This window comes from Clostridium sp. 1001283B150225_161107_B6 (genome assembly GCF_015556325.1).
Classification (GTDB): Bacteria; Bacillota; Clostridia; order Lachnospirales; family Lachnospiraceae; genus Enterocloster.
Map to the genome: position 1 here is coordinate 22620 of NZ_JADNMD010000021.1, position 7865 is coordinate 30484.

Sequence of the window (7865 nt, forward strand, 5' to 3'; positions counted from 1 at the left end):
TACCTCCATTCCAGTCCCTTACATAGAAATGGACGGGCCAGCTTCCTCTGTCCTGTCCCGTCCATCCTGGTTTACATATGCTTCCTTTTCACGTTTCGCCCGCAGGCGTTCCTTCTGTCTCTCTGCCTGGGCCGGGTCCTTCCAAGCGATGCAGCCATCCAGATGCTCCAGCAGATGCTTTCTTGTATTGGCAAACTCCTCCCCGATTAATCCCAGACGCAGCAACCAGGTACGGAAGGTATATTTTTCGTTGGTGCTTGCAGTCTTCCTCCTGCTGGCACATTTCTGTATGAGCGCCTGGTAGCTGATGGCCAGGCAAAGATGGATATACGCCTTCACCTTCCCGGCATGGGTCGTGGAATTAAACAGGCGGAATTCAATGGTTCCCTTCTGGAACACGGAGTGCAGGTTCAGGCAATGATAACGGGTCTGGTCATAGTGCTTATTGGCCCGTTTCTTTCCCCCGTACCAAATTCTGCTTACTTCGTCCATATTCTTCGGCTTTTCATGGTTAATCTGCTCCAGGAATGACGTATCCACCGGCTTGCAGTATTGGTTTTTCCGTGCCACCTCAACCTGAAGCGCCTTATAAATCAGGTCCTCCTTACTCGCCATGATGTTGGTAATGTTCCTCAATGTCCTTGCGTTATGGGGGGAGGCATCAACATGGATATGGATGCCGCAGGATTTGTTGGCCATGGCCCCGCCGTGACGCAATTGTCTGACAATCTCCTGTATATCCGGGATGTCCAGGTACCGGCAGATAGGGCTTACCACCTCCACCTTATATTCATCACTGGCTGGACCGCTTTTACATTCTGCTGTTATACTGCCGTCATACACCACCTGCCAATGACGCCCCTGTCCATCCGGTATCTTATAGGAATAATAAGCACCCCCTTCATAAATAGGCGTCTTCATCATATATCTCCCTATGATATCCGCTGCCTTCTTACGCGATAGTCCGGTCAGTTCTATCTCAATCCCAAACCGCTGGTCACGCATACCAGGCCCCTGATAGTTCTCCTGCTGCTTTGTCATCGCCCTCCCGCCTTTCCGAACAGCCTGGCCTTATAGGCCGGGGCCTGGATCATCAGGTTGTAGCGTTCATTCCCGCACTTATAAAGGCACACACCACGCTGGGGATATTTGATTAAGTTGTACTCGCTCTGTTCCAGTTGAAGGATATCCATATAGAATCTTGCATCCACGGCCCCTGCATTGAACAGAAAACTATGGGTCGGGATGGCAAAAAGCGGCTTGGTGTATTCCGCAATCCCCGGCAGGTTATAGTCCTCCAGGTTCTGACTTGACAGGATGACGGCACTGTCCTTCTTCCGCACCCGTTTCATGAAGTTTCTGACATACTCAACCGCTGTCAGGTTACTGAGGAACAGATAGAATTCGTCAATACTGACAACGGTCTTCCCATTGGTCAGGAGAGCATCACTCATGAACGACAGTACGTTGAACAGCATTGCGTTCCGGATGTTTTTGCTGGCCTGCAACAGTCCCTTCACGCCGAACACGATAAAATGGTCATCTATGATGTTGGTATGTCCGTCAAAGAAGGGGGCCTCCGCTCCCCTGCACATGGAGTGAAGACCCAGCAGGATTTCCTGAAGCAGGTCCGCCGTATACAGATGGCGCCTGTCATCGTCAAAGGCCTGGTACTCCGCCTCAATCAGCTGGTACAGGTCGGAAAGGACCGGGTAATCCGCAGGTCCCAGCCGTTTGAAATCTGTCCTGTCCGTAAAACCGCACCGGCCGTATAGTTTTCCAACCATGATTTCAATCACATCGATATGCTGGTCCGTGAAATCCTTATAGGACCGGAAAAAGTCTTTCAGGAATGAAATGTGCTGGCTCAGCCTGCTGGTCTGACGGAATGCCATGGGTGCTTCTGTGTCATCCGGGCTTCCGTCTTCATCCCAGCACCGTACCTGCAGCAGATTGATTTTGTATCCGCCAGTCATGAGGTCAATGTAACAGCCGCCCAGCTTTTCTGTCAGGTCCTGGTATTCTCCCTCCGGGTCCAGGCAGATGATGTTCATCCCCGCCTCCCGCATGTTGCACAGGATAAGTTTGAGCAGATACGATTTTCCCTGCCCGCTGTTGCCCAGAATGAGAATGTTGGCATTGGTCTTATCATCCGCACGCCGGTTAAAGTCCACGATGATGTTGCTCCCGAATTTATCCCGGCCCAGGTAGAATCCATTCGGGTCTGTCTTTCCGGAATAGTGGAATGGGTACAGATTGGCCACACTGCTGGCTGGGAGCACCCGTTCATACTGTTCCCTGAACACATTCCAGCCGGATGGCATCACACTCTTAAACCCCTGTTTCTGTCTCATGAGCAGGCGGTCCACGTTCAGCTTGGAACGCACCAGTTCGGTCAGTACCTCCGCCTGAAGCAGCTTGAGCTGTTCCGGGTCCGCTGCCGTCAGCTCGATGTACACAGCCGTATGCAGAAGCGGTTCCTTATTCCGGTGCATTTTTGATATAATGTCTGCCACATCCTGCAGGTTATTACCTGCGGTGATGGTGTCCTGCAGGTTCTCCGTACTTCCCTGCCGCATCCGGTTCTTGTTGGCGGCATTGCTGATGATTTTCCGTTCTTCTGCCGGTGATACCTGCCGGGTGTAGATGCGAAGGGTCACCCCGTCCTTTTCCCCCAGGTTGCGCAGGATGGCCTGCTCCTCTGTACTGGTTGGGTACTCCCTGAGTGCCCACACGCACCGGTAGGTATTCCCGCACACGTAATGGTCCATTTCAAATTGAATGACGGACGGGCTGACCATGTCAATAAAATCCTTCACATATACCGCTTCATCCCTTCGGTTTCTTCCTTTTCTTCCGATTGTTCTCCCTCCTTCCCAATCAACGGTCATGGAATATCACCCATCGCTCACCATCCGATTCCTCGAACCGCTCCGTGGTCACGTTCTGCTCAAAGTACACGGCCAGGACCCTGCGAATATCATCCCCATCTGCGCGTCTGGTCGTAAATCCCTGGTCGTTCAATGTCTTCTCAATCCGGTTCAAATAGGGTGACACCTCTTTTTCTTCCTCCCCCTGAAGCCGTACCACAAGGATAAATTCACGTGCCGTAGCCATCTGTACCTGAATCTGGTCCAGAAACACCAGGTCTGCTTCAAGGAGCTTCCTGATTGCGGGGTTCTCCTCCTCTTCTGCCCGGTCCTGAAGGTATTTCTTGTTATCTTCGAAGTTCTCCCTGCTGTTCAGGCACAGCATCTCCAGTTCCGCCATTCCTTTGAGTACCGTCATAAGTCCATATATCCTGGCAGCCAGGCTTGACTCCGACAACACGGACAGATTACTTGGATGGAGCAGGAAGAACACTAACTCACCATGCCCCACGGTCCGCAGGCTGTAGTCCGTTATCTCCTGGATACCAATCAGCTGTCTTGTCCCTTCCGTCTTCTGCCGTTCCCTTTTGTCCCTCTTCATTCCCTCCTCCATTCATAGGTCTGCTGCTGAGTCACAAAAAAAGCACACGCATACCGGATAATATCCTGGATGCGTGTACCATCAAACTGGATGGACAAAAAACCATACACAGCTGTCAGCACCATGGGAAACAGGACCCCGCTCACGGAAAAACAAGCAATGGAAAACACCGCCCCTATGCCTATAAGGCCAAGGTCCCTTAAGTCCCATAACCACAGGGTCGCCCTGGCCCTTAAATGGTCCGGATACAGATAAGTCATCCCATTAACCTCCTTCCTGCTGCATTCCTCTCATTTCTATCCCTTCTATCTCATTCTGTCTTTCACTCGGCAATGCAAGAATTTCATTCCTGTCCACAAACCGCATCTCTTTTCCGATTCCTTTGGCGAACTCCATCTCCTGCTTCATACCTGGGGTTATAACATCCCCGCATATCCAGATACAATCGCAGGCTTCCATGAGTCTTAATCCCATTTCCATTCCCAGACTGCGTTCCACAGGATTCCTATCATCCAGGAATGCGGGATACATTATATGGGGAATCACGGGTATGCCTCCCTGCATCGCACAATACCGGCCAGCCTGTCCCGCAAAGGCAAGGTTGGCCTCCACATCCCCTGCATAAGGACTTGCAATATATACCAGTCCCATCGTCATTTTGGTATCATAGTCACCACCGTCCTTGTAAGATTGATTGCACTTTGGGCCGCATAAACCGAGCCCATCAGGTTTGCCCTGGTACTTGTATCCATGCCGAACTGCCCTGCTATCCTTGGTACCTCACCACTCGCCAGCATGATTCCAATTCCTAAAAGGGCGTGTTCCCGGATGACCAGGAGTCCCGCTGTCAGAAGGGTAGCCTGCAGGAACGTTGTCAGGCACAGGCCGATTACCTGTCGGCACCAGTTCATGAACCCATCCACGTATCCCCTTGGGACAGAGAACATATACAGACTCCCCACTGTAATCTGTGTAAGCAGGATGCCCCCTCGCTTAAGGTTGGCGAAGAATACCTTGATAATCGCATATCCCATCATGATGATGAGGAAGATTGTAAGGATTCCATTTCCCATCGGGTCCAGCCCCCCATACAGAGAAGACAGGTCCGCGTCCTTCAATGAGCCCGCGGATGACAGGTTATCCATGATGCCTGCAGCAAGCTCTGTTACTCCGGTGCCCTGCCCGGATATGGCGGAACTCACCTGTACCTGCATCGTGATGGCCAGACGGTACAGCTCTACCGGCACGGTGGAGAACAATCCAACCGCCATGAAACCCTTGATTGCATTGAGGGCGGTATCCTTCACACTGCCGCGGCCTGTCTGATATTCAATGGCACATTCAAAGGCAGCCACCACCAGTCCGGTTACATACAAGGCCCAGGCCAAATAGACAAAAAACTGGACAATCCCCTGGACCCAGCCCAATTCGAATATCTCTGCCCCCATGTTTCCCATCATCCCGAAGAATGCTCCCAGGAATCCCACCAGCTGCCCGTAAAACCATTCAATGATATCCTCAAATACTGTATCTACTACAAAATCCCATATGAACACCTCTTGCGCCCACCTCTTTCCCCCTCAGAGAGCCGTTTTATCAACACAACTGCTGGCCCCGCACCGGTTCCTGGAATAGCTCCACATACATCCGGACTGCATCAGTGAGCTGTTGGTAATCATCCCTGGTTGGCCTGTACACATACCATTCTGCTTTTCCCTGATACCCCCATACATAAGGACTGATTCCTTCCCGGAAGTTCGGATTATCGGTCTTTTTTATCCCCCATAGGTCGCGAAAATATAGAAGCATTCGGTCAATCTCTCCCTCATTACGGTTCAGCAGGGTTACTTTCAATGCCTCATAGTGGTCCGCATAATCACATGTGGTAAAACAGATTTTTACCCGTATACTATCGGTCAGCCTGCCGTAGCATGCATTTCCAATAAAACGTTTATCCATAATCACGGAGTCATACGCAAATATTTTTTTAAGTTCCTGTTCAAAAAAAGTCATGGGCTGTCTCCTTCTTTCTTATCATGTTTGGGTCATGGTTCCTATGGCTGGGGCATACTCCTGTCCCTTTCCTTGGACCAGCTCAACCGGATTGTCTGCCGATGTGAGAAGCACATCGAGACGTTCCACCAGTTCTGTCATATGTTCCTGCCAGCCTGTCCAATCCTCTTCCTTGAACCATCCGCCCCACTTCATCCCCTGTGCTTCCATCAGTCCGGCATTTTTCCTACTGTTCTTAAGGGTATCCTCTATATAATCCCGGACCCATTGGATGGATTCCCTGGTTGCCGTAAATGAGGTGATTCCTCCGAATTTGTTGGATTCCTCGTCATAGTCAAGACTGCCGATATCCCGTTCCAGGAATTTTACCATGATTTCAGCCAGTGCCATGGGGCTGGTATGGGATTGTCCATCCGTGACCTCCGGCGGTCTGTTCCATTCATCCTGATTCAAGGACTGTATCACCTTGCTAAGTTCCAATTGTCCATCCTGTGGCAGGTGTTCCCGTATGAATCCTACCGCATCCAGTCCGGCATCAGACTGCATGGCTGTGATTCCCCAACATCCCATTTGCGCCCTCCTTATTTCAATCCTGAACAGGTGATTATCCTGCCAGTACCTGCTAACTCCTTTTACATTCCAAGAATCTGCCAGTCAATACTTGTAAAAGGGCGGTGTTTATAGTTGACAATATCAACCCTCGATGATATGCTTGAATATATAATATCAACCCTCGATAAATAGGAGGATTAGAGATGGGTAATAAACGCATAGAAGTTGTCAGTGAAAGTATGTTTTACACCCTCATGGCTTTTTTGCATGGTGAATACAGTGGAGCGGAAATTGCAAGCATAGTTGAAACTTTAACCAAAGGTCGTGTGCAATTGGGGCCTGCAACACTTTATACCATATTAGGTCGTTTTAAAGAAGAGAAAATTTTAGTAGAAACTCGCACGGATGGTCGCAAGCGTATCTACCGTATCACCGACAAAGGCATTCAAATGTACTACAATGAGCGTGAACGACTTACACAGTGTCTTGCAGATAGTAATACTTGGGAGGAGGAACAAAGATGAAATACCATTATAAAAGACCACCGTTTGATTTTTACGATACCGTTGCCTTTGAGTGTTGGCTTTCTGACATGGCGAAAAAAGGCTTGGTTTATGAAGGGAATAACCTTGCATATTTCCGTTTCTTAAAGACTGATCCGCAGGAGGTCTGCTATCGTGTTGAGCCTACAACAAATGATGAAGTAATGCCGTCTGAGGAGATGCTGTCTGACTATGCGGATGCCGGTTGGCAATTTGTTGCCCATCAAGGTAATCAATTCTTTATTTGGAAGTCAACACGAGCTGATGCAACGGAGCTACACACCGATCCCATCGTACAAAGCGAGAGCTACCGTAGGCTGTGCAAAAGGTTAACGCATACAGCGATATACACTGGTATTGGCGTAATTGCTATTTTGACAATGTTGCTCGGAGGATTTCTTGTTTCCGACCGACCTGTCACATTATTTTTAACAAGTCCTCTTTACATTTTTCTGGCAGTAATGGATTTATTTCTTGCTGCGCAGGTGGTACAACAGGCAAAAAGAGCCTTGCAGACAAAGAAACTGCTTGCAGATGGAATTTGCCTCGACCACAAGAAAGATTACCACAAAGAATATCGTGGCTACCGCATTGTCAATAGGGTGACACTACTACTCTCTATTGCAGTTATAATCACTTCGCTGTTAACCTTGACAACTAACTGGACAAAAAGCGTCATTGATGTGACAAAGCCTTTGCCATACCTTTCGTTGGATTTAATTGAACAAAGCGAGGAATTTGCCTGGGCAGAACCGATGTTTATTCTCGACTCGGATTTTGATTACAATAACTATGTGGACTATTCTTGGACACTCTTGGTGCCTGAGCATTATGAAATTCATCAAAATGGAGCAGAGCAGTCACACAAATGGCCTGATGGAAGCGGTTATTATTCTCCAAGTGCAAGTACAGAATATTATCGCTTAGCATTTTCTGCTTTTGCACCGGCGCTGTTTGATGAACTGATGGAGTTGCACATATGGGAAAATGAGGAATACACAATCTACGAGCCTGATGCCTTTGACCGTACCGTGCTGGCGGTGAATGAGGAATACTGCATGAGTCACCTATTTGTCCGGTGGGGCAATCAGGTTATTTACATTCGCTATCAGGGTTATGCTGACTTGGGTGAAAGACTTGATTTACTTGCGAATGTTTTCTCCAATCGGTAATATACGAAGAGTGTGTGAAGAAAAGTCTGTAAAAGCTGATCTTCTATGATAATAACTGGGCTGAAAGTTCTTTCTTGGACCTTCAGTCCTTGTATTATATATAACAGCAACTACT

The 7865-nt window shown here is 48.9% G+C and carries 10 protein-coding genes; 2 read left to right on the forward strand and 8 right to left on the reverse strand.

Annotated features, from left to right (window positions below; all coding sequences use genetic code 11):
* Nucleotides 1-18: 18 nt before the first annotated feature.
* The 8 genes from I2H39_RS28415 to I2H39_RS28450 all read right to left on the reverse strand — a co-directional run bounded on the left by I2H39_RS28415 (nt 19) and on the right by I2H39_RS28450 (nt 6054).
* On the reverse strand, nt 19-1041 hold the full coding sequence (locus I2H39_RS28415) for an amidoligase family protein (RefSeq protein ID WP_227147736.1): 1023 nt from the start codon (nt 1039-1041) through the stop codon (nt 19-21).
* A complete protein-coding gene (locus I2H39_RS28420) occupies nt 1038-2801 on the reverse strand; it encodes a DUF87 domain-containing protein (RefSeq protein ID WP_227147745.1) in 1764 nt (587 codons plus the stop codon). The genes I2H39_RS28415 and I2H39_RS28420 overlap by 4 nt, the downstream gene beginning before the upstream one ends.
* Nucleotides 2802-2880: 79 nt before the next feature.
* A complete protein-coding gene (locus I2H39_RS28425; protein WP_195628096.1) occupies nt 2881-3471 on the reverse strand; it encodes a hypothetical protein in 591 nt (196 codons plus the stop codon).
* Complete coding sequence (locus tag I2H39_RS28430) at nt 3468-3731, reverse strand: hypothetical protein (RefSeq protein WP_195628097.1); 264 nt, start codon at nt 3729-3731, stop codon at nt 3468-3470. The genes I2H39_RS28425 and I2H39_RS28430 overlap by 4 nt, the downstream gene beginning before the upstream one ends.
* Before the next feature lie 4 nt (nt 3732-3735).
* Nucleotides 3736-4122, reverse strand: coding sequence for a DUF4406 domain-containing protein (locus I2H39_RS28435; RefSeq protein WP_240305347.1), 387 nt, complete (start codon nt 4120-4122; stop codon nt 3736-3738).
* Nucleotides 4123-4124: 2 nt separating this feature from the next.
* Nucleotides 4125-5027, reverse strand: coding sequence for a conjugal transfer protein TrbL family protein (locus I2H39_RS28440; protein WP_195628099.1), 903 nt, complete (start codon nt 5025-5027; stop codon nt 4125-4127).
* Nucleotides 5028-5067: 40 nt separating this feature from the next.
* Nucleotides 5068-5484: a hypothetical protein gene (locus I2H39_RS28445; RefSeq protein ID WP_195628100.1), complete on the reverse strand. Its 417-nt coding sequence runs from the start codon at nt 5482-5484 to the stop codon at nt 5068-5070.
* Nucleotides 5485-5505: 21 nt separating this feature from the next.
* Entirely contained in the window at nt 5506-6054 is a 549-nt protein-coding gene (locus I2H39_RS28450) for a DUF4259 domain-containing protein (protein WP_195628101.1), read from the reverse strand.
* A 185-nt stretch (nt 6055-6239) separates the two neighbouring features.
* Between I2H39_RS28450 and I2H39_RS28455 the strand changes: the two genes are divergently transcribed.
* Together I2H39_RS28455 and I2H39_RS28460 are read left to right on the forward strand one after the other, a co-directional pair.
* Complete coding sequence (locus I2H39_RS28455; RefSeq protein WP_195628102.1) at nt 6240-6560, forward strand: helix-turn-helix transcriptional regulator; 321 nt, start codon at nt 6240-6242, stop codon at nt 6558-6560.
* Complete coding sequence (locus I2H39_RS28460; RefSeq protein WP_195628103.1) at nt 6557-7750, forward strand: DUF2812 domain-containing protein; 1194 nt, start codon at nt 6557-6559, stop codon at nt 7748-7750. The genes I2H39_RS28455 and I2H39_RS28460 overlap by 4 nt, the downstream gene beginning before the upstream one ends.
* Nucleotides 7751-7865 lie beyond the last annotated feature (115 nt).

Bases quoted from the DNA above. Each gene is read 5' to 3' on its own strand.
- I2H39_RS28445 (WP_195628100.1), bottom strand. From the start codon at position 5,484: ATGACTTTTTTTGAACAGGAACTTAAAAAAATATTTGCGTATGACTCC.
- I2H39_RS28415 (WP_227147736.1), bottom strand. From the start codon at position 1,041: ATGACAAAGCAGCAGGAGAACTATCAGGGGCCTGGTATGCGTGACCAG.
- I2H39_RS28435 (WP_240305347.1), bottom strand. From the start codon at position 4,122: ATGGGACTGGTATATATTGCAAGTCCTTATGCAGGGGATGTGGAGGCC.
- I2H39_RS28420 (WP_227147745.1), bottom strand. From the start codon at position 2,801: ATGGTCAGCCCGTCCGTCATTCAATTTGAAATGGACCATTACGTGTGC.
- I2H39_RS28425 (WP_195628096.1), bottom strand. From the start codon at position 3,471: ATGAAGAGGGACAAAAGGGAACGGCAGAAGACGGAAGGGACAAGACAG.
- I2H39_RS28430 (WP_195628097.1), bottom strand. From the start codon at position 3,731: ATGACTTATCTGTATCCGGACCATTTAAGGGCCAGGGCGACCCTGTGG.
- I2H39_RS28460 (WP_195628103.1), top strand. From the start codon at position 6,557: ATGAAATACCATTATAAAAGACCACCGTTTGATTTTTACGATACCGTT.
- I2H39_RS28455 (WP_195628102.1), top strand. From the start codon at position 6,240: ATGGGTAATAAACGCATAGAAGTTGTCAGTGAAAGTATGTTTTACACC.
- I2H39_RS28450 (WP_195628101.1), bottom strand. From the start codon at position 6,054: ATGGGATGTTGGGGAATCACAGCCATGCAGTCTGATGCCGGACTGGAT.